Annotated in this window: 9 protein-coding genes; 4 read left to right on the forward strand and 5 right to left on the reverse strand. The window is 74.6% G+C overall.

Features of this window, described 5'->3' with window-relative positions; translation table 11 throughout:
• Positions 1-185: 185 nt before the first annotated feature.
• On the forward strand, positions 186-965 hold the full coding sequence (locus ACIP67_RS02770) for a class I SAM-dependent methyltransferase (RefSeq protein ID WP_401686275.1): 780 nt from the start codon (positions 186-188) through the stop codon (positions 963-965).
• Between the two features lie 2 nt (positions 966-967).
• Here the strand turns inward: ACIP67_RS02770 and ACIP67_RS02775 are convergent, their stop codons facing one another.
• Positions 968-1,831 (reverse strand): SDR family oxidoreductase, encoded by an 864-nt coding sequence (locus ACIP67_RS02775; protein ID WP_401686278.1) that lies wholly within the window; start codon positions 1,829-1,831, stop codon positions 968-970.
• A gap of 205 nt (positions 1,832-2,036) precedes the next feature.
• Here ACIP67_RS02775 and ACIP67_RS02780 point away from each other — a divergent pair, with 205 nt between their 5' ends.
• The gene (locus ACIP67_RS02780; protein WP_401686281.1) at positions 2,037-2,723 is read left to right on the forward strand and encodes a TetR/AcrR family transcriptional regulator; all 687 of its coding nucleotides are present in this window, start codon (positions 2,037-2,039) and stop codon (positions 2,721-2,723) included.
• Positions 2,724-2,947: 224 nt separating this feature from the next.
• On the opposite strand, the gene ACIP67_RS02785 is transcribed toward ACIP67_RS02780, so the two are convergent.
• Positions 2,948-4,207, reverse strand: coding sequence for a transposase (locus ACIP67_RS02785; RefSeq protein WP_401686284.1), 1,260 nt, complete (start codon positions 4,205-4,207; stop codon positions 2,948-2,950).
• Between the two features lie 327 nt (positions 4,208-4,534).
• Here ACIP67_RS02785 and ACIP67_RS02790 point away from each other — a divergent pair, with 327 nt between their 5' ends.
• Positions 4,535-5,380, forward strand: a complete 846-nt coding sequence (locus ACIP67_RS02790; protein WP_401686287.1) for an SDR family oxidoreductase — start codon at positions 4,535-4,537, stop codon at positions 5,378-5,380.
• Between the two features lie 275 nt (positions 5,381-5,655).
• On the opposite strand, the gene ACIP67_RS02795 is transcribed toward ACIP67_RS02790, so the two are convergent.
• The 3 genes from ACIP67_RS02795 to ccrA all read right to left on the reverse strand — a co-directional run bounded on the left by ACIP67_RS02795 (position 5,656) and on the right by ccrA (position 10,276).
• Positions 5,656-6,672 carry a beta-ketoacyl-ACP synthase 3 gene (locus ACIP67_RS02795; RefSeq protein ID WP_401686290.1) on the reverse strand — a complete coding sequence of 339 codons (1,017 nt, stop codon included), beginning with the start codon at positions 6,670-6,672 and terminating at the stop codon, positions 5,656-5,658.
• Between the two features lie 83 nt (positions 6,673-6,755).
• The gene (locus ACIP67_RS02800; RefSeq protein WP_401686293.1) at positions 6,756-8,600 is read right to left on the reverse strand and encodes a fatty acyl-AMP ligase; all 1,845 of its coding nucleotides are present in this window, start codon (positions 8,598-8,600) and stop codon (positions 6,756-6,758) included.
• A gap of 326 nt (positions 8,601-8,926) precedes the next feature.
• The gene (gene ccrA, locus ACIP67_RS02805; protein WP_401686295.1) at positions 8,927-10,276 is read right to left on the reverse strand and encodes a crotonyl-CoA carboxylase/reductase; all 1,350 of its coding nucleotides are present in this window, start codon (positions 10,274-10,276) and stop codon (positions 8,927-8,929) included.
• 352 nt (positions 10,277-10,628) lie between these two features.
• Between ccrA and ACIP67_RS02810 the strand changes: the two genes are divergently transcribed.
• Positions 10,629-19,292: an SDR family NAD(P)-dependent oxidoreductase gene (locus tag ACIP67_RS02810; protein WP_401686298.1), complete on the forward strand. Its 8,664-nt coding sequence runs from the start codon at positions 10,629-10,631 to the stop codon at positions 19,290-19,292.
• The last annotated feature ends 7 nt before the right edge of the window (positions 19,293-19,299 follow it).

The raw sequence follows: 19,299 nt of genomic DNA on the forward strand, positions 1-19,299 counted from the left end.
CTGGGGTGCGGCGCGACCGTGCCGCCCACCGGTTCACGGGCGGGACCGCCCCCGGTCCCGCCGCACCGGATCAGGCGTTCAGCGGGGCGGTCGCACCCGTCGTCCGGGGGCGCACCGGCCGCGGACGCGGCGCAGGCCGACGACAGGATCTGTCCGGCGGATCACGTGACCACTAGCCTGCCACGATGGACCGATCGACCGACCTGCCCGCGAGTTTCGCCCGGTCTGCACAGCAGGCCCGGGTGAACGACTACGACAGCTTCGCCGAGGCGTACTCGGCGGAGAACGAGCACAGCCTCGTGAACGCGTACTACGCGAGGCCCGCGATGACGGCCCTGGCCGGCGATGTGGCCGGCCGCCGGATCCTGGACGCCGGCTGCGGTTCGGGCCCCCTGTCCGCCGCACTGCGCGACCGCGGTGCGGTCGTCACCGGCGTCGACGCCAGCGCCGGGATGCTGGCGTTGGCCAGGCGGCGGCTCGGGGACGACGTACCCCTGCACGTGGCCGACCTGCGCGACCCCCTGCCGTTCGCCGACGGCGCGTTCGACGACGTGGTCGCGTCGCTGGTGCTGCACTACCTGGAGGACTGGGGGCCGACGCTGGCCGAGCTGCGGCGCGTGCTCAGGCCCGGCGGCCGGCTGATCGCGTCGGTGGACCACCCGTTCGTGGCCTACACGATCGGGGATCCCCGGCCCGACTACTTCGCCACCACCAGCTACACCTTCGACTGGACGTTCGGCGGGCAGTCCGTCCCGATGAGGTTCTGGCGCAAGCCGCTGCACGCGATGATCGACGCCTTCACCGCCGCCGGCTTCCGCCTTGCCGTCATCAGCGAGCCGCAGCCCGACCCGACCGCCCGTGAACTGTTCCCCGACGGCTTCCATGACCTTTCGGCCGAACCCTGCTTCCTGTTCTTCGTGGTCGAGGTACCGCCGTCGGCCGCGGGCTCCGGAGGGGCGGCGTAGCTTCACCGGGAGCGGGCGACGGCCTCCAGGACCTCGTGGACGGTCTTCGCGGGGCGGCCGATGGTGGCTTCCAGCGTGGGGTCGGTGACGTCGAACTCGCCCTTGCGCGACGCGGCGAACATCGTCAGGGCGAACTCCGCAGCAGGCCGCGGCATCCCGCCGGCGACTGCTGCGGAGGTCCACTCGTCGTCGTCCATGACGGCTCGGGAGATGGTCCGGCCGGTGATGCGGCTGAGGATGCCGGCAACGTCGGCGAAGTCCAACGTGTGGGGGGCTGTCAGCGGCGGTGTGATCCCTTCGAGTGCTCCCTCTTCCGTCAGGGCGACGGCCGCGACGTCCGCCAGGTCCTCGTGAGCCGTCCAGGAGACCGGGCCGTCCTGCGGCACGGCGAGCGTGCCTGTCTCCAGCGCCGCACCGATGTAGGAGTCGAAGGTGGAGGCGTAGAACCCGTTGCGGAGGGCGGTGTAGGGGATGCCCTGCCGCTCGAGGTGCTCCTCGGTGGCCGCGTGGACCAGCTGCGGCGGGAAGAGGGAGGTGGGGGAGGCGGCCTGGTGGCTGGTGTACAGGATGTGGTGGGCGCCCGCTTCCCGTGCGGCGTCGATGGCGGCCCTGTTGGCGGTCGACGCGCCGCCACCCCGGATGGCCGCGGAGACGACCAGGACGCGTTCGGCACCTTCGAACGCGTGCCGCAGGCTGCCGGGTTCGGTGAAGTCTCCCGCCCGGACCCGGACGCCGCGCTCGGCGAGCCCGGCGGCCTTGCGCACATCGCGCACGCTGACGCCGATGCGGTCCGCCGGTACCCGCTCCAGCAGGCGGCTGACGATCAGCGCCCCGAGACGGCCGGTGGCTCCCGTGATGATCAGCACTGGTGGCTCCGATCTGACGTTGTTTCCAATGGAACAGAAATGACGATACCAGTGATAATTCCGTTGGTTCCAACGTTCACGCACATTCGAAGGCCGATCGGCGGCGCACGGGGCGTGCCGGGGATCTGTGCGGGGCACGCAGGGGAAAGGGTCGCGATATCATCGATAACATCGCTTGTCGCACATGAGCGATACCATCGTCCGCATGGCATCGAACACGCAGCGGCGAGACCTCACCCGCGACCGCATCGTGACAGCTGCGGCTGACCTGCTGCGCACACAAGGGCCCGCCGCGGTCACCACGCGCCGCGTGGCCCACGAGGCCGGGCTCCAGCCTCCTGCCCTCTACCGCTTCTTCCAGGACAAGGACGACCTTCTGGATGCCGCCGCGGAGCAGGTCTTCGCCCACCATGTGGCGAGCAAGCAGACCGCCGCACCCTCCGACGACCCCGTGGAGGACCTCCGCGCCGGCTGGGACACGCAGATCAGCTTCGGGCTGGCCAATCCGTACGTCTACGGCCTGCTGCTCGACCCGGCCCGCGCACGCGACACCCCGGCACAGGCCAAGGGCGTGCTGATCCTGGCCGAGCGAGTGCACCGGATCGCCGCCGCCGGGCGGCTTCGGGTGAGCGAGGAACGCGCCGTCAACCTCATCCGCTCGGCGGGTACCGGAACCGTCCACACCCTGCTCACCCTGCCGCCGGGGCAGAGCGACCCGCACCTGGCCGACGCCGCCTTCGACGCGGTCGCTCGCGCCATCCTCACGGATGAGCCCGCTGTCCCCACCCGGGACCAGGCAGCCGTCGTCGCGGCCTTCCGCACCCTCGTGCCCGAGCTGCCCGGTCTCAGCGAAGCCGAAGCCGCGCTGCTCGACGAGTGGCTGCGACGCTGATCGATCATCGCGCCACGGGCCCCGGCCGGACAGCCGCGTGTCCGCCGCGGCGCCCTGGACGCCGGCCGCGGCGACCGGCACCACGAGCGGAAGACCGATCGCGCCGGTCATGAGGGCTGCTTCCTGCTCGTGCCTCCTCGGCCGCGCCCGCGCCGTGACCGGTGACCGGGACACCGGGAGGGGCCTCGACGCTCACCCGGGCGGGGTCCCGTCGCCGGTCGGGCTCAGAGGTGTCCGTCGTCCGGGAGGAGGCCCGGGCCCGTCGCGTCTCGGGCGCGCAGCCTCCGCTCCTCCTCGGCGGCCTTCCGCAGGGTGGCCGGCCAGTGCGGGTGGGTCACCGTCGTCCCGGCCGTCCCCGACAGGGTCTGGAAGGTTCCGGCCAGCGCCCACTGCTGGAAGCGGTGGTGCACGGTCTGCCAGGCCCCGTAGCGTTCGGGTACGGTCCGCCACGGACTGCCGGTGCGGAAACGCCACAGCACCCCGTCGAACTGCCGGCGCAGGCCTTCCGGGTAGGGGCCGCGCTCCCCGAGCGGAAGCAATGGTTCCACCGACTTCCACTGGTCGTCGGAGAGATCACCGCACGGCGAGTCGAGTGCGTCGGCCGTGTCCGGACCCGCCGCGGGGCGGGACCGGGCCAGTTCCTCCAGGAGGGAACGGACCGCCTCGACCGCGTTCATGACCATCGTCGGGTCGGCGCCCGGCCGGGCGTGCGCGCTCATCCGGATGGCGGGCGGCCGCGGGAGACCGGTGTACTCCACCAGGCCGTCGTAGCCGCGACCGGTGGCCGCCAGGAGGGCCACGCCGAGTCCGGCGCGGGCGGCTTCCAGCACGCCGGCCAGATAGCCGGCGTCGCAGACCACCGACGCGGGGATGTCGTGGGCGGAGAGCACCTGAAGGGCCTGGCGGCGGACCGCGCACGGCTCCTCGATCGCCGCCAGCGGCAGCGCGGCCGGTGCCGGCGGCGGCGTCCACCCCGGCGCGGCGTACCACTTCAGGGGCAGTCCGCCGACCGGCATGCCCTCGACGACGACCGCCTCCGTCACGTACACCGCCAGATCCACCGATCTGCGGTTGACGGCCTCGACGAGCCGTGCGGAGCGGTCGATGCGGAACCTGACCTGGGAGCGCGGCAGCGTCCGGTGGACGGCCTCGGTGACCATGGGCAGGATCTGGTCCGCGGCGTGTTCGGCGGAGCCGATGACGACGGTGGCCGGTTCGGAACCGAGGAGACGTCGCGCGGCCTCGTCGTGCACGCTGAGGATCCAGCGCGCCTCGTCGAGGAGGAGCTTGCCCGCCGCGGTGAACCGGGTGGCACGGCCGGCCCGTTCCACCACCGGTCGTCCCAGTGTCTTCTCCAACCGCCGCACATGCTGGCTGACCGCGGACTGACTGAGGGTCAGGGACTCGGCGGCCCGGCGGAATCCGCCCTCGTCCGCGACGGCGACGAGACTGCGCAGCGCGATGATGTCGAAGACCGGTCTCATGGATCAACGCTAGCATCAACTGATAAGCGTTTCAGATCACTTGGGGTGGCTGTTCCCTGTGGGACGGGTGGGGCGCGATCGCTTCGCGAGTCGCGTCCCGTGCGCGGCGAACCGCTTCCCAGCGCACGGGACGACGCGTTGTCAAGGGGGCGGCGCAAACGCACGCAAGGTAGGGAAGGGGCCCGTGGAAATAGGGGTTGGCGGCCCCCGGGGGTGATGGCACGGTGGGCGAAACGGCAGGTCCGGTACCGACCGCCGACGGGACCCGTGCGGTTCCGGATCCCGCCCACGCGCCCGTGCTCCCCGTGCTCACCGGAAGAGACGCTCATGACCTCCCTGCGTACTGTCCTCATCACCGGCACGTCCTCCGGCATCGGCCTGGCCACCGCGGTCCGGGCCGCCGAGGCCGGCTGGAACGTCGTCGCCACCCTCCGCGACACCGGCAGGGGGGACGCCCTGCGCGCGGCCGCCGACGCGGCCGGTGTCGGCGACCGCGTCCATGTCGCCCGTCTCGACGTGACCGACCCGGAGTCCGTCGGCGAGGCCGTGTCCGGTGTGGTCGCCGACCACGGACGTCTCGACGCGGTGATCAACAACGCCGGGGTCGGGCAGCTCGGCACCGTCGAGCAGATCGGTGTCGAGGCCTTCCGGTCCGTCCTGGAGGTCAACTTCTTCGGAGTCGTGGAGGTGACGAAGGCGGCGCTGCCGCACCTGCGCGCGGTCGGCGGCCGCCTCGTCACCGTCTCCAGCCTCGGCGGTCTGATCGGGCAGCCGTTCAACGAGGCCTACTGCGCCGCCAAGTTCGCCCTCGAGGGCTTCCTGGAGTCCCTCGCCCCGGTCGCCGCGACCGCCGGAGTGCAGGTCTCCGTGGTCGAACCGGGCCCGGTGGCCAGCGAGTTCGTCACCCGTCTGGAGCCGTCCGTGCCCGGCTTGATCGAGAACGCCGGCCCCTACGAGGCGGCCTTCAAGGCCTACTTCGCCACCACGGCGGGCCTCTTCGAGCAGGCGCAGAGCGCGGTCGACGCGGCGGCCGTGGTCATCGACGTGCTCACCGCCGAGCGGCCGCCCTTCCGGGTGCAGACCTCCGGCGCGGCACGCGAACTCGCCGCGATCAAACTGGCCGACCTGGACGGCTCGGCCGTCCAGGCGGTCACCGGCCCCTGGCTGACGTGACGTGACGTGACGTGACCTGACCTGGCCTGGCCTGGCCTGGTCCTGTCTGGTCCGGTCCGGTCCGGTCAGGTCCGGCCCAGCCTGGCCTGGCTTGGTCTTGCCTGGCCTGGCCGGCCTGGTCTGACCGGGCTTGGCCGACCAGGCCGGACCGACCTGGCCGACCCGACCGGACCGGCCGACCGGACCGGCCGGCCGACCGGCCGACCCGACCGGACCGGCCGACCCGACCGGACCGACCGGGCCTGGCCGACCTGCTCCGGCCTGGCCGCCGTCCGTCACGGCAGGGCCACCACCTGCGCCGCGTGGCTGAGGCCCGCGCCGAAGCCCACCAGCAGCGCCAGACCGCGCCGGGGCACCGCGCCCCGGGCGATCAGCTCCTCCAGGGCGAGCGGGACGGACGCCGCGGAGGTGTTGGCCGTGTGGACGACGTCACGGGCCACCACCACGTGGGGCGGGAGCCGCAGTGCGGCCGCCGCCCCGTCGACGATGCGGAGGTTGGCCTGGTGCGGGACGAACGCGGCCAGGTCACCGGCGTCCACCCCGGCGGCGGCGAGGGCGGCGCGCGCCGCCACCGGCACCGTGGCCACCGCCCACCGGAACACGGCGGGGCCGTCCATGCGCAGGGTGGGCGCCACGGTGACCGACGCCCCCGGCGCGGGCCAGGGCCCGGAATGGGCGATGGCCCCGTGGCGGTCGCCCTCGGAGCCCCAGACCACCGGCCCGATGCCCGGCTCGTCGGCCGGGCCGACGACCACCGCGCCCGCCCCGTCGCCGAAGAGGAAGGCCGTGCCGCGGTCCGTGGGGTCCACGATGTCGGTCATCCGCTCCGAGCCGACCACCACGACATGCCGGCTGGTGCCCGACCGGATCAGGGAGTCGGCGGTCGCGAGGGCGTGGACGAAGCCCGCGCAGGCGGCCCCCACGTCCAGGGCGCCCGCCGAGACGGCGCCGATCCGGTGGGCGACCCGGGGAGCGGCAGGCGGCGACTGGGTCAGCTGGGACATGGAGGCGAGCAGCACCGTGTCGACCGCGTCGGGGGCGATGCCCGCCTGGGCCAGAGCCTTGAGCGACGCGGCCGCGGCCATGTCGACGACGGTGTCGTCCGGGGCGGCGAAGCGGCGGGTGGCGATGCCCGACCTGCGCCGGATCCAGTCGTCACTCGAATCGATCGCCGCCGCCACCTCGGCGTTCGGCACCACACGGGAGGGCCGGTAGGCGCCGACTCCGAGGATCCGGGCACCGGGGACGGCCGCGGGGACGCTCAGCCCCCGCGCGGCGCCGTCCGCCGCCACCCCACCGTCCGCGCCCGCGCTTCCGTGTCCGGTCGTACCACCGTCAGAGCCCGCCGGTCCGTGCCCGGTCGTTCCGCCGCCCGTCACCGTGCCTCCCCGGAGTCCGGTGTCGTACGCGTCGCGAACTCACCGTCCAGATAGCGCCGGCGCGTCTCACGGCGCTGTACCTTGCCGCTCGACGTCTTCGGCAACGTCCCCCTTCGGACCACCAGGATCTCGTCGGCCTCCAGCCGCTGGCCGTCCCGTACCGCCTCCCGTACGCGCCCGCGCAGGCCCTCGCTGCCGCCGTCGCGCAGCGCACGCCCGTCGGCCTCGACGACCACCACCAGCCGTTCGGCCGTGCCGTCGTCCACGGAGAACGCCGCCGCGCAGTTCGGGCGCAGCGCCGGGTCGGCGCGCTCCGCCGACACCTCGATGTCCTGCGGGTAGTAGTTGCGGCCCTTGCGGATGATCACGTCCTTGAGCCGGCCGGTGACGAAGAGCTCGCCGGCGTGGACGAAGCCGAGGTCCCCGGTGCGCAGCCAGGTGCCACGGTCCTCCTCACCGGTCAGGCGCGCCCCGAAGGTGTGCAGGCTCTCCTCGGCCCGCCCGTGGTAACCGTCCGCCACGCACGGGCCGTTGACCCAGATCTCGCCGACCGTGTCGTCCGGCAGCCCGGCCAGCGTCCCGGGGTCGGTGATGCGCACCGAGGTCGTCCCCACCGTCGTGCCGCAGCCCACCGCGTGGACGGCGCCCGCACCGGACGCCGGGTCCACCGGGTCCACCGGATCCGTCGGGTCCGTCGGGTGGTCGCCCGGCGTCGACGGCGGGGGCGTCACCCGGTCCGGGAGCCGCTCGACGCGGCCCTCGCGCAGGGCTTCGGCGTCGAGCAGGAGCAGCGTCGGATCCTGGTCCTCCCGGCTCCCCGTCACCTTGAGGGTGTTCTCCGCCAGCCCGTAGCCGGGGCACATGGCCCGGGGCCGGAAACCGGCCCCGGCGAACGTCCGGGTGAAGTCGCGTACGGCGTTCCACCGCACGGGCTCGGCCCCGTTGGCCGCCACCCGCAGGCTGGACAGGTCCAGTCCCTCGGGCACGCCGTTGTCGGCCGCGTCCCGCACGCACAGTTCGTAGGCGAAGCTCGGCGCGGCGGTGTGGCTGCCGCGGAACCGGGAGATGGCCTCCAGCCACCGGGCCGGCCGGCGGATGAACGCCTCGGGAGCCATGAGGTACGCCGGGATGCCCGCCCACAGCGGCAGGACGACCCCGAACAGCATCCCCATGTCGTGGAAGAGGGGCAGCCAGTTGACCACGGCACTGTCGGGGCGGCAGGGCCACAGCAGGTCCGTCTCGGCCACGTTGCTGCGGAAGTTGGCGTGGGTGACCCGTACGCCCTTGGGGTCACCGGTGGAGCCGGAGGTGTACTGGAGCAGGGCGATGTCGTCGGGGCCGGCCGCCGGCCCGGTCCACTCCCCGGCCGCCGGAGCGGGCGGCGATCCGGTGTCCACCAGGGTGAGCCCCGCCAGCTCCGGGGTGTCCCCGAAACGTTCCTCCAGGTCTCGTTTGACGGCTGCCGTGGTGAGCACGGTCGTCGTCCCGGCGTCGTCGGCGATGCGCCGCAGCCGGGTCAGACCGCGCAGCCGGGTCGGCACCTGGACGGGAGCCCCGGCGACGCCCGCGTACATGCAGCCGAGGAGGGTGGAGACGAAGTCGAGACCGGACGGGTGAAGCAGGACGGCGGCGCCGCCGCGGAGCCCGGCCGCGTCCAGTTCGGCGGCCCGGGCCCGCGCGGCTTCGTCGAGCTGCCGGTACGTCAGCGTCTGCTGCGGTGTCTCGCCGTTGTGGAGGAAGACGTAGGCGATGTCGTCGGGTCGGGTCGCGCTGCGCAGGCGCAGGACCTCGGGCAGGGTGGGCAGTGCGGTCGCCAGGGGGTCAAGGGCGGTGGCGGTCATGGGCGGCGGTCCTCTCCTCGCTGCGGCGCGGTTCGTCGGTGCGTTCGGCTCGGGTTCGGGGCGCGCGGGGCACGCGGCGCGCGGGGCGGGTGTGGTGGGGGCGCCGTTTCGCGGTGGCTACGGTGGTGCGTGCACCCGCTGTTCGCGGTGGCCTACGGCGGTGCCGGCGCCGTTCGCGGTCGTCGGCGGCGGGCGCCGTTCGCGCCGGCGGCGGCGGTGCCGGCGGCGTTCATCGCCGTTCCGGCGGACGGGTGCTTCGGCGGACGGAGTGCCCCGGGGGTTTTCGGGGACGGAGTGCCCCGGGGGTTTCGAGCACCCCGGATCGCTCATCCCGCGAGGGCGGGCTGCGGCGCGGACCGCAGCGGATTGAGCCACTCCTCGCCCAGCGCGGCGCGCGTCCGCGGGTCCGTCACGCCGAGTCCGGGACGGGGGGCCAGCGCGAGCACGCCGACCTTGCCGGTGTGGCCGTTCGTCTGTACCAGGCGGGCCGCCTCGCCGACCTCGGAGAGCGGATACACGTCGGACAGGACGGGCGCGACGCTGCCGAGCTTGAGCAGGCGCATCATCTCCGCGGCCTCGTTCAGGTTCATGCCGTGGCTGCCCACGATGCGCTTGAGGTTCATCCAGAAGTAGCGGTTGTCGAAGGAGTGCTCGTAGCCGGTGCTCGAACCGCAGGTGACGACGGTGCCGCCACGACGGGCCACGATGACCGAGATCCCGAAGGTGGCCCGGCCGACATGGTCGAACACGACGTGCGGGTCCTCGCCCAGCTCCGCCCGGACGGCCCGGCCGAGCCGCTTGGCGAGCTCCACCGTGTCGGCGCCGGCCGCCACCCGGCCGCCGATGCCGATCTCCTCGCGGTTGATCACGACGTCGCAGCCGAGCTTCGCCAGCAGTTTCGCCTTGGCCTCGGAGTTGACCACACCGACCGGGATGCCCCCGCCGTTCTTGACCAACTGGACGGCGAAGGCGCCGAGACCGCCGGTCGCGCCCCAGATCAGGACGATGTCGCCCTGCTTGATGCGGGCGCCCCGGTCACTGACCAGCATCCGGTAGGCGGTTCCGCCGCACAGGGGCACACAGGCCGCCTCCTCCCAGGTGAGATGGCCCGGCTTGGCGAGCAGCTGGCTGGCCCGTACGACGGTGTAGTGCGCCAGGCCGCCGAAGTTGGTCTCGTACCCCCATGCCTTCTGGTCGGCGCCGAGCATGCCGTCGGCGTGTGTGACGGGGTCCTGGTCGTCCACGACGGCCGCGTTGACGGCCACGTGGTCGCCGACCTTCCAGCGGCGTACGCCGGCCCCGACGCGCACGATCACCCCGGCCGCGTCCGAGCCGACGACCTGGAAGGGCTGGTCGTGCCGGGCCGCGTGACCGCCGGTCCTGGCGAAACGCTTGAGCGCGCCGAACGTCGACACGGGCTTGAACGTCGCCGACCAGACCGTGTTGTAGTTGATGGAGCTGGCCATCACGGCCACCAGCACCTCGTCCGGGGCGAGTTCCGGCATCGGCACCCGGCCCACCCGCAGCGAGCGCCGGACGTCGCTGTCGGCCTGACCGTCGAAGATGCCGACGTCCTCCTGCCGGATGTGAGCGGCGACGAAGTCCGCCGGGACCGGAGCGCTTTCCAGTTCGTCCGCGGAGGCTCCCCGGAGAACTGCCTCGGTCAGTGAATCCATCTGTGATTCCCTTCAACGTGAACAAGCCGATTGACGCTGCCGCATGTTTGTGGAAGACGCTATGGTGGGCCATTTCCCATGGGGAACCCCTAATCGCGACCCCTAGGGGTGTCGGTGGGTGAACAGGGTCCCGTGCTCCCGGCGATCTTCAAAGCAGCAGGTGAAACGTGGTGCGGGAAGTCATAGGGGGAGGTTAGGGGTCGGCGTGGAATGCGCCGCCCGGCCAAAATATGAGCGGTGGCGCCGGGATGCGGGACGAATCATCGCATCGCCTTTCCGGCCGTCCCGGCAGGAAAGTCGATGCAGCGGGAAATCTTCCGCGCGGAATGTCGAGAAGGGTTCGGCGAGAACGATGACCAGGCAGGCTGACCCCCAGGTGGCCGGAGCCGGCCACGACACGGTCGTTCCCGTCGCCGTGATCGGACTGGCGTGCCGGCTGCCCGGCGCACCGGACCCGGACGCCTTCTGGGATCTGCTGCGGCGGGGCGGAAGCGCTGTCGGCCCGCCCCCCGAGGACCGCCGGGCCCCCCGGGACGCGGACGTGCCCCGGAACGCCGACGTGTCACAGGACGCCGGCGTGTCACGGAACACGGGCGCGCCCCAGGACACCGACGTGTCGCGAGACGCCGGCGGCGTCGACGGCCGGCCCGGGTCAGGCGCGCCGCGCGGCGCGGATCTGCCCGGTGGCTTCCTCGACGACGTCGACCACTTCGACGCGGACTTCTTCGGCGTCTCCCCGCGCGAGGCCGCCGAGATGGACCCGCAGCAGCGGCTCGTCCTCGAACTCGCCTGGGAGGCACTGGAGGAGGCCGGGATCGTCCCCGCCGGCCTCGCCGGCACCCCCGTGGGCGTCTACGTGGGCGCCATGGCCCACGACTACGCGACGCTGCGCCACCGCGAGGACGCGGGCCCCCTCACCCGCCACACCCTGACCGGACTCAACCGCGGCATCCTCGCCAACCGGGTGTCGTACACCCTCGGCCTGCGCGGCCCCAGCCTGACCGTCGACTCCGCCCAGTCGTCGGCCCTGGTCGCCCTCCACCTGGCCTACCGGGCCGTGCGCGACGGCGACTGCACGCTCGCGCTGGCCGGAGGCGTCAACCTCAACCTGGCCCCGGACAGCACCTCGGCCGCCGCCCGCTTCGGCGGTCTGTCACCGGACGGCCGTTCCTACACCTTCGACGCCCGCGCCAACGGATACGCACGCGGTGAGGGCGGCGGCATGGTGCTCCTCAAGCCGCTCGCGGCGGCGCTCGCCGACGGCGACCATGTCCACAGCGTGATCCTCGGCAGCGCGGTCAACAACGACGGGACCACCGAGGGTCTGACCGTACCCAGCGCCGACGCCCAGCGGGACGTGCTGCTCCAGGCGGCCCGGCAGGCGGGGGTCGACCCGCGCGAGGTGCAGTACGTCGAACTGCACGGCACCGGGACCCCGGTGGGAGACCCGGTGGAGGCCGCCGCGCTCGGCGCCGCGTACGGCACGGGCCGCGAGGGCGACGAGCGTCTGGTGGTCGGCTCGGTGAAGACCAACATCGGACATCTGGAGGGCGCGGCCGGTGTCGCCGGTCTGCTCAAGACGGTGCTCAGCCTCCGCCACCGGCGGATTCCCGCGACCCTCAACCACGAGACCCCCAACCCCCGGATCCCCCTGGACGCGCTGCGCCTGCGGGTCCAGCGCGCGTCGGGCCCCTGGCCCCGGCCCGACCGGCGGCTGATCGCCGGCGTGAGCTCCTTCGGCATGGGCGGCACCAACTGCCATGTGCTGCTGGCCGAGCCGCCCGCCGCCGCCCGCCCGGCGACATCCGCCGACGCCGCCACCGACTCCGACGCCGCGTCGAGCGCCGCCGATGCCGACGGCGTCGTGCACGCGGCAACCACCGGGACCGTTCCGAGCGCCCCCGATGCCGATGCCGATGCCGATGCCGAAGCCGATGCCTACGCCGACGCCGACGCCGCCACGGACGGGGCCACCGTGACGACCGCGGCCGCCGCCGACGTCGTCATCCCCTGGCCCGTGTCCGGCGCCACCCCCGCGGCGCTGCGGGCCCAGGCCGAGCGGCTCGCCGAGCACGTCCGGGGCCGCCCCGGCCTCGGTATCGCCGACCTCGGCCACTCCCTCGCCACCACCCGCACCCGGTTCGCGCACCGCGCGGTGGCGCTCGGCCACGACCGCCGCAGCCTGTTGCGCGCGCTGGACGCCGTGGCGGCCGGCGAGCCCGCCCCCGGGGCCGTGGTCGGCCGCGCGCCGGTGCGGGCGACGGGAACCGTCGCCTTCCTCTTCCCCGGACAGGGCAGCCAGCGGGCCGGCGCGGGCCTCGGGCTGCACGCCACCACACCCGCGTTCGCCGCGGCCCTGGACGAGGTGTGCGCGCAGTTCGACACCCACCTCGACCGGCCGCTGCGCGACGTCCTCTTCGCCGCTCCCGGCTCGCCGGACGCCGCGCTCCTCGACCGTACCCGCTACACCCAGGCCGGTCTGTTCGCGCTGGGGACCGCGCTGTACCGCGTGCTCGAACGGCATTTCGCGGCACCGGACTTCGTGCTCGGGCACTCCATCGGCGGCCTCACCGCCGCCCATGTCGCGGGGGTGCTCCCGCTCGCTGACGCCGTCACCCTCGTCGCGGCCAGGGGCCGCCTGATGGAGGAGGCCCGCGAGGGCGGAGCGATGATCGCCGTGGAGGCCACCGCCGCCGAGGCGGAGACGGTACTGGCCGAGTATGCGGGCCGGCTGGCGCTCGCCGCCGTCAACGGCCCGCGTGCGGTGGTGGTCTCGGGAGACGTCGAGGCGGCGCAGGAGGTCGCCGAACGGTTCGCCCGCGAGGGCCGCAGGACGCGTCGCCTGAAGGTCAGCCACGCCTTCCACTCCCCGCACATGGACGGCGCGGTGGACGCGTTCCGGCGGATCGCCGCGACACTGGCCTTCCGCTCCCCGACCCTCCGGGTGATCTCCGACGTGACCGGCCGGCCGGCCGGTCCGGACGAGCTGACCTCGCCTGACTACTGGGCCGAGCACATCCGGCGCCCGGTGCGCTTCCACGACGGCGTACGGCAGTTGGCCGATAGGGGCGTCACCGGCTACGCGGAACTGGGTCCGGGCAACGTGCTCACCTCCCTGACCCGGTCGAGCGCGGGCCGTGACGCCTCCGTGGTCCCGCTGCTGCGCCCCGGGGTGCCCGAGCGGCTCTCCCTGGTCAGCGGGCTGGCCGAACTCCATGTGACCGGTGCCGACACCGACTGGTCCCCCTTCTTCGGCGAGGGACGGCGAGAGCGGGTGGCGCTGCCGACCTACGCCTTCCGGCGCAGGCCCTTCCGGTTCGCCGGCGCGGCCCGGACCACGGGTGCCCCGACGGCCGCCGCCCCCGCCCCGACGGCCGCCGCCCCCGCCCCGACGGCCGCCGCCCCCGCGCCGACGGCCGCCGCCCCCGCCCCCACGGCCGCCGCCCCCGCGCCGAACGCGTCCGCCCCCGCGCCGGCCGCCTCCGCCACGAACGCGTCCCCCTCCGCGCCCGACGTGTCCGTCGCCGCCGGCCCGAAGCCCGCCACGTCCGGGGTGCCGGTGCCGGCCGCACGGACCGACTTCCTCGCCCTCGTCCGGGCCGTCGCCGCCGACGTCCTGGGCGTCACCCAGGGGCAGGACCTCGACCCCGAACGGACGTTCAAGGCTCTCGGGCTGGACTCGCTCGGAGCGGTGGAGTTCGCCGACCGGTTGTCCCGGGCGACCGGGCTGTGGCTGCCGCCGACCCTGACCTACGACCACCCCACCCCGGTCGCCCTCGCCCGGCACCTCGCGGCGGAGGCCACCGGCACCACCTCCGGCGAAACCGCCGAAGCACAACGGGCCACCGGAACCGTCGATGAGGCCGGGCAGGCCGGGCAGGCCGGTCAGGCCGGGGAGCCCGGGAGCGAGGACGACGACCCGATCGCGATCGTCGCCACCGCGGGCCGCTGGCCCGGCGGCGCCGACACCCCGGAGCGGCTCTGGGACCTGCTGGTCTCGGAGACGGACGCGACGAGCGGCTTCCCGGTCGACCGGGGCTGGGACGAGGACCTCTACGACCCCGACCCGGACCGGCCCGGCCACACGTACGTGCGCCGCGGCGGATTCCTGCACGACGCCGACCGGTTCGACGCCGACTTCTTCGGACTGACGCCCCGCGAGGCCGACGCGATGGACCCGCAGCAGCGCCTTCTCCTGGAGACCTCCTGGGAACTGCTGGAGCGGGCCGGCGTCGACCCCGCGACCCTGCGCGGCAGCGGGACCGGCGTCTTCATCGGCGCCACCCAGCAGGAGTACGGCCCCCGCCTGCACGAAGCCGGCGGCGGCGCCGGCCACCGGCTGACCGGCGCGAGCGTCAGCGTCGCCTCGGGCCGCATCGCCTACACCTTCGGTCTCGAAGGGCCCGCACTCACCGTGGACACCGCCTGCTCCTCGTCACTGGTGGCGCTCCACCTGGCGGCGCGAGCGGTCCGCTCCGGCGAGTGCGCCCTCGCGCTGGCGGGCGGTGTGACGGTGATGTCGACGCCGGGCATGTTCACCGAGTTCAGCAGGCAGCGCGGGCTGGCTCCGGACGGGCTGTGCAAGCCGTTCGCCGCCGCGGCCGACGGCACCGGCTGGTCGGAGGGCGTGGGCCTGGTGCTGCTGGAGCGGCTGTCGGACGCCCGCCGGGCCGGCCGCCGGGTGCTCGCCCTGATCCGGGGGAGCGCGGTCAACTCGGACGGCGCCAGCAACGGGCTCACCGCTCCCAACGGCCCGTCCCAGGAGCGCGTCATCCGCCAGGCCCTGGCGGACGCCCGGCTGACCACCGGTGACATCGACGCCGTGGAGGCCCACGGCACCGGCACCACCCTCGGCGACCCCATCGAGGCCCAGGCACTGATCAACACCTACGGACTCGACCGCCCCGAGGGACAGCCGCTGCGCATCGGCTCCCTGAAGTCGAACCTCGGGCACACCCAGGCCGCGGCCGGTGTCGCCTCCGTCATCAAGCTGACCGAGGCCCTGCGGCACGACCTGCTGCCCGCCACCCTCCACGTGGACCGCCCCACCCCGCACGTCGACTGGTCCAGGGGCGCCGTCGAACTCCTCACCCGCGCCACGCCCTGGCCGGCCGCCGGCCGTCCCCGCCGCGCCGCCGTGTCCGCGTTCGGCATCAGCGGCACCAACGCCCATCTGATCCTCGAAGAGGCGCCGCCCGCCCCGGCCGAGCCCGAGCGCCCGGCTCCCGACCGGGACGTCCCCGTCCCCTGGATCCTCTCGGCGCGCACCCCGCAGGCACTGCACGACCAGGCCGCACGGCTGACCGCGCTGCTGAACGCGACGGCGTCCGAAGGCGTCGACCCGGCCGAGGTGGGGCACGCCCTCGCCCGACGGCCGCTGTTCGACCACCGTGCCGTCGTGGTGGCCCGGCGCCCGGCCGACCTCCACACCGCCGTCCGGGCCCTCTCCCACGGGGAGAGTGCCGAAGGGGTCGTCCACGGACGGTCCGCCGCCTCCGGCAGGCTGGCGTTCCTCTTCACCGGCCAGGGCAGCCAACGGCCCGGCATGGGGAAGGAGCTGTACGCGGCCCACCCCGTGTTCGCCGCCGCCTTCGACGAGGCGTGCGCCGCGCTCGACGCCCATCTGTCCGGACACGCGCCCGCCCCGCTGCGGGACATCGTCTTCACCGGCGCGGACGAGGCCGAGCCGGCCGAGGAACACCGGGCCACGGACCCGCACCCGCAGGATCAGCAGCCGGGACACCCGCACCCGCAGGATCAGCAGCCCGGACGCCCGATCCCGCAGAATCAGCAGCCGGGACACCCGCACCCGCAGGATCAGCAGCCCGGACGCTCGATCCCGCAGGACCAGCAGCAAGGACGCCCGCACCCGCAGCAGCCGTCCGCCCCGCACACCGTCCGCGCACTGGACCGGACCCTGTTCACCCAGCCGGCGCTGTTCGCCCTGGAGGTGGCGCTGTTCCGCCTGCTGGAGTCCTGGGGCGTCCGCCCCGACGTGGTCGCCGGACACTCGGTGGGCGAGCTCGCCGCGGCCCACGTCGCGGGCGCCCTGAGCCTCCCGGACGCCGCCGCGCTGGTCGTCGCCCGGGGCCGCCTGATGCAGGCCCTGCCGGAGGGCGGAGCCATGGTCGCCCTGGAGGCGACCGAGGACGAGGTGATCGACGCCCTCGACGGCCGGGAGTCGGAGGTCGGCATCGCCGCCGTCAACGGCCCCTTTGCGACGGTGATCTCGGGAGAGGAGGACGCGGTGCTCGCCGTGACGGCAGGGTTCCGCGCCCGGGGCCGCAGGACCGCCAGACTGCGCACGAGCCACGCCTTCCACTCCCCGCTCATGGAGCCGATGACCGCGGAACTGGGCCGGGTCGCCGACGGAATCGACCATCTGCCGCCGGACATCCCCCTGGTGAGCGCCCTCGACGGCGCCCTCTTCACCGGCGACCGGCCGATCCCGCCCGGGTACTGGGCGGCACACGCCCGGGGCGCGGTCCGCTTCCTCGACGTCGTACGCCGTCTGGAGGCCGACGGGGTCACCACGTACCTGGAGCTGGGTCCCGACGCCGTCCTCACGGCCCTGGCGCAGGAGGGCCTGCTCGGCGGACAGGGCGAGGACACACCCCCGCCCGCCCTCGCCGCAGCGCTGCGCCGCGGCCGTCCCGAGCCGGAGACCCTGCTGACCGCCCTCGGCGCGGCGCACGCGCGGGGGGCCGGCGTCGACTGGAGCGCGGTCATCGGCCGGTCGGGGCCGAGCCGGGTGGACCTGCCCACCTACCCCTTCCAGCGGCGACGCCACTGGTTCCAGGCGCCCGAACACCAGGCGCCCGCCGGCCCCCCGGCCGACGACGGCCGGTTCTGGGACCTCGTGGAACGCCGGGAACTCGACTCCCTCGCCACCACGCTCGGCATCACCGACCCCGGGCGCCGTGAGGCACTCGACGCCGTCCTGCCCCTGCTGGCCTCGTGGCACGGAGAGCGCGGCCGGGCGGCCGAGATCGACCGGTGGCGGCACCGGGTGCGCTGGCAGCCGGTACCGGACCCGGCGCCCGGGACCGTCCGGGGGCGCTGGCTGCTCGTGCTGCCCGACCGGGCCGACGGCGCGCCCCGCCCGTACGACACGTGGGGGCCGCTGCTGGAAGGGGCCCTCGGGGACGCCGGCGCACGTGTCGACCGCGTCCCCGTCCCGGCCGGCCGCTCCGACCGCGCGTCCCTCGCCACGCTGCTCGCCGAAGCCGTCGGCCTGTCCTCCGCGGAGCCGGTGACCGGCGTGCTGTCCCTGCTGTCACTGGACCACGACCCGGAACCGGGCCTGCCGGCCCTGCCGCACGGCCTCGCCGCCACCACGGCGCTCCTCCAGGCGCTGGACGACATCGGCACCGACGCGCCGCTGTGGGCCCTCACCCGCGGCGCGGTGACCACCGGCACCGGCGACCGGCCGGCCGACCCGGCCGGAGCGCTGGTCTGGGGACTCGCCGTGGTGGCCGCCACCGAGGCCGACGGCTGGGGCGGTGTCGTCGACCTGCCCGAGCGGGCCGACATCGGCGCCGCCGCCCGGGTGCTCACCGCCCTCACCGGCCGCCACCGGGAGGCCGAACTGGCCGTACGGCCCGAGGGACTGCTCGCCCGGCGCCTGGTGCCCGCTCCCCTGGAACCGGCCCCCGCCGACGGGCGGGCGGCCGAATGGACCCCCGGTGACGGCACGGTCCTCGTCACCGGAGGCACCGGCGCACTGGCCGGGCACACCGCCCGGTGGCTGGCCCGCAAGGGCGCCGGCCATCTGCTGCTGCTCAGCAGGCGCGGCGACGAGGCGCCCGCCGCGGCCGCGCTGCGGGACGAACTCACCGCGCTGGGCGCCCGGGTGACCTTCGCCGCGTGCGACGTCTCGGACCGTGCCGCACTCGCCCGGGTGATCGGCTCGGTTCCGCCGGAACACCCCCTGACGGCGGTCGTGCACACCGCGGCCGTCCTCGACGACGCCCTGCTCGACGCGCTCACGCCCGAACGGCTCGAAGGGGTCCTGCGGGTCAAGGCGGCCGGCGCGCGCCACCTGGACGAACTCACCCGTGACCTCGACCTGACCGCGTTCGTCCTCTTCTCCTCCGCCACCGGCGTCCTCGGCACCCCCGGACAGGCCAACTACGCCCCCGGCAACGCCTACCTGGACGCCCTCGCCCTCCAGCGGCGCGCCGCCGGCCTGCCGGCCACGTCCGTCTCCTGGGGGCTGTGGGCGGGCGAGGGCATCGCCGGGGACGAGGCCGCCCGCCGCACCGAGCGCCACGGGCTGCTGCCCATGGACCCCGAACTCGCCGTCGCCGCGCTGCAACAGGCCCTGGACCGGGACGAGACCCACCTGGTCGTGTGCCGCGGCGACTGGGCGGCCCTGGCGGCCCTGCGTGCCCACCCCCTGCTCGAAGCGCTCACCGGCGGCCCCACGGCCGACAGCGCACCGCAGCCGGACGAGCGGCCGGACGGACTGCGCGCCGAGCTGGCGGCGGCGACCGGCGAGCAGGACCGGCGCCGGCTGCTGTTGCGCTTCGTACGCACCCAGGTCGCCGAGGTGCAGGGCGGCCGGCCGGCCGATTCCGTGGACGTCCACCGGGGCTTCAAGGAACAGGGCTTCGACTCCCTCACCACCGTCGAACTGCGCAACCGCCTGAACCGGCGCACCGGGCTGAGCCTGCCCACCACCGTCGTGTTCGACCACCCCACCCCGCAGGCGGTGGCCGACCTGCTGTACGAACGGCTCGCCCCGGCCGAGGCGGCGGCGGGTGGCGCGGCGCGGGAGCTGCGGGCCCACCTCGACCGTCTGGAAGCGCTGCTGACGACGCTGCCGCCGGACGGTCCGGAGCGGGCCGACGCGGCGGCCCGGCTGGCCGCCCTGGCAACGGACGGCCCCAACGGCGCGGACGGCACGGCCCCGGCCGACCGGACCGGGCCGGGGGGCGACGTCTCCGCCGCGCTGTCGGCCGCCACCGACGACGAGCTGATGGACTTCATCGGCAAGGAACTCGGCATCTCCTGAGCCGGCG

It is taken from the genome of Streptomyces sp. NPDC088812, from assembly GCF_044750285.1.
In the GTDB taxonomy this organism is placed as follows: domain Bacteria; phylum Actinomycetota; class Actinomycetes; order Streptomycetales; family Streptomycetaceae; genus Streptomyces.

Coding starts and splice junctions, on each gene's coding strand:
- ACIP67_RS02785 (WP_401686284.1), bottom strand. CDS start 4,207: ATGAGACCGGTCTTCGACATCATCGCGCTGCGCAGTCTCGTCGCCGTC.
- ACIP67_RS02780 (WP_401686281.1), top strand. CDS start 2,037: ATGGCATCGAACACGCAGCGGCGAGACCTCACCCGCGACCGCATCGTG.
- ccrA (WP_401686295.1), bottom strand. CDS start 10,276: ATGGATTCACTGACCGAGGCAGTTCTCCGGGGAGCCTCCGCGGACGAA.
- ACIP67_RS02800 (WP_401686293.1), bottom strand. CDS start 8,600: ATGACCGCCACCGCCCTTGACCCCCTGGCGACCGCACTGCCCACCCTG.
- ACIP67_RS02770 (WP_401686275.1), top strand. CDS start 186: ATGGACCGATCGACCGACCTGCCCGCGAGTTTCGCCCGGTCTGCACAG.
- ACIP67_RS02810 (WP_401686298.1), top strand. CDS start 10,629: ATGACCAGGCAGGCTGACCCCCAGGTGGCCGGAGCCGGCCACGACACG.
- ACIP67_RS02790 (WP_401686287.1), top strand. CDS start 4,535: ATGACCTCCCTGCGTACTGTCCTCATCACCGGCACGTCCTCCGGCATC.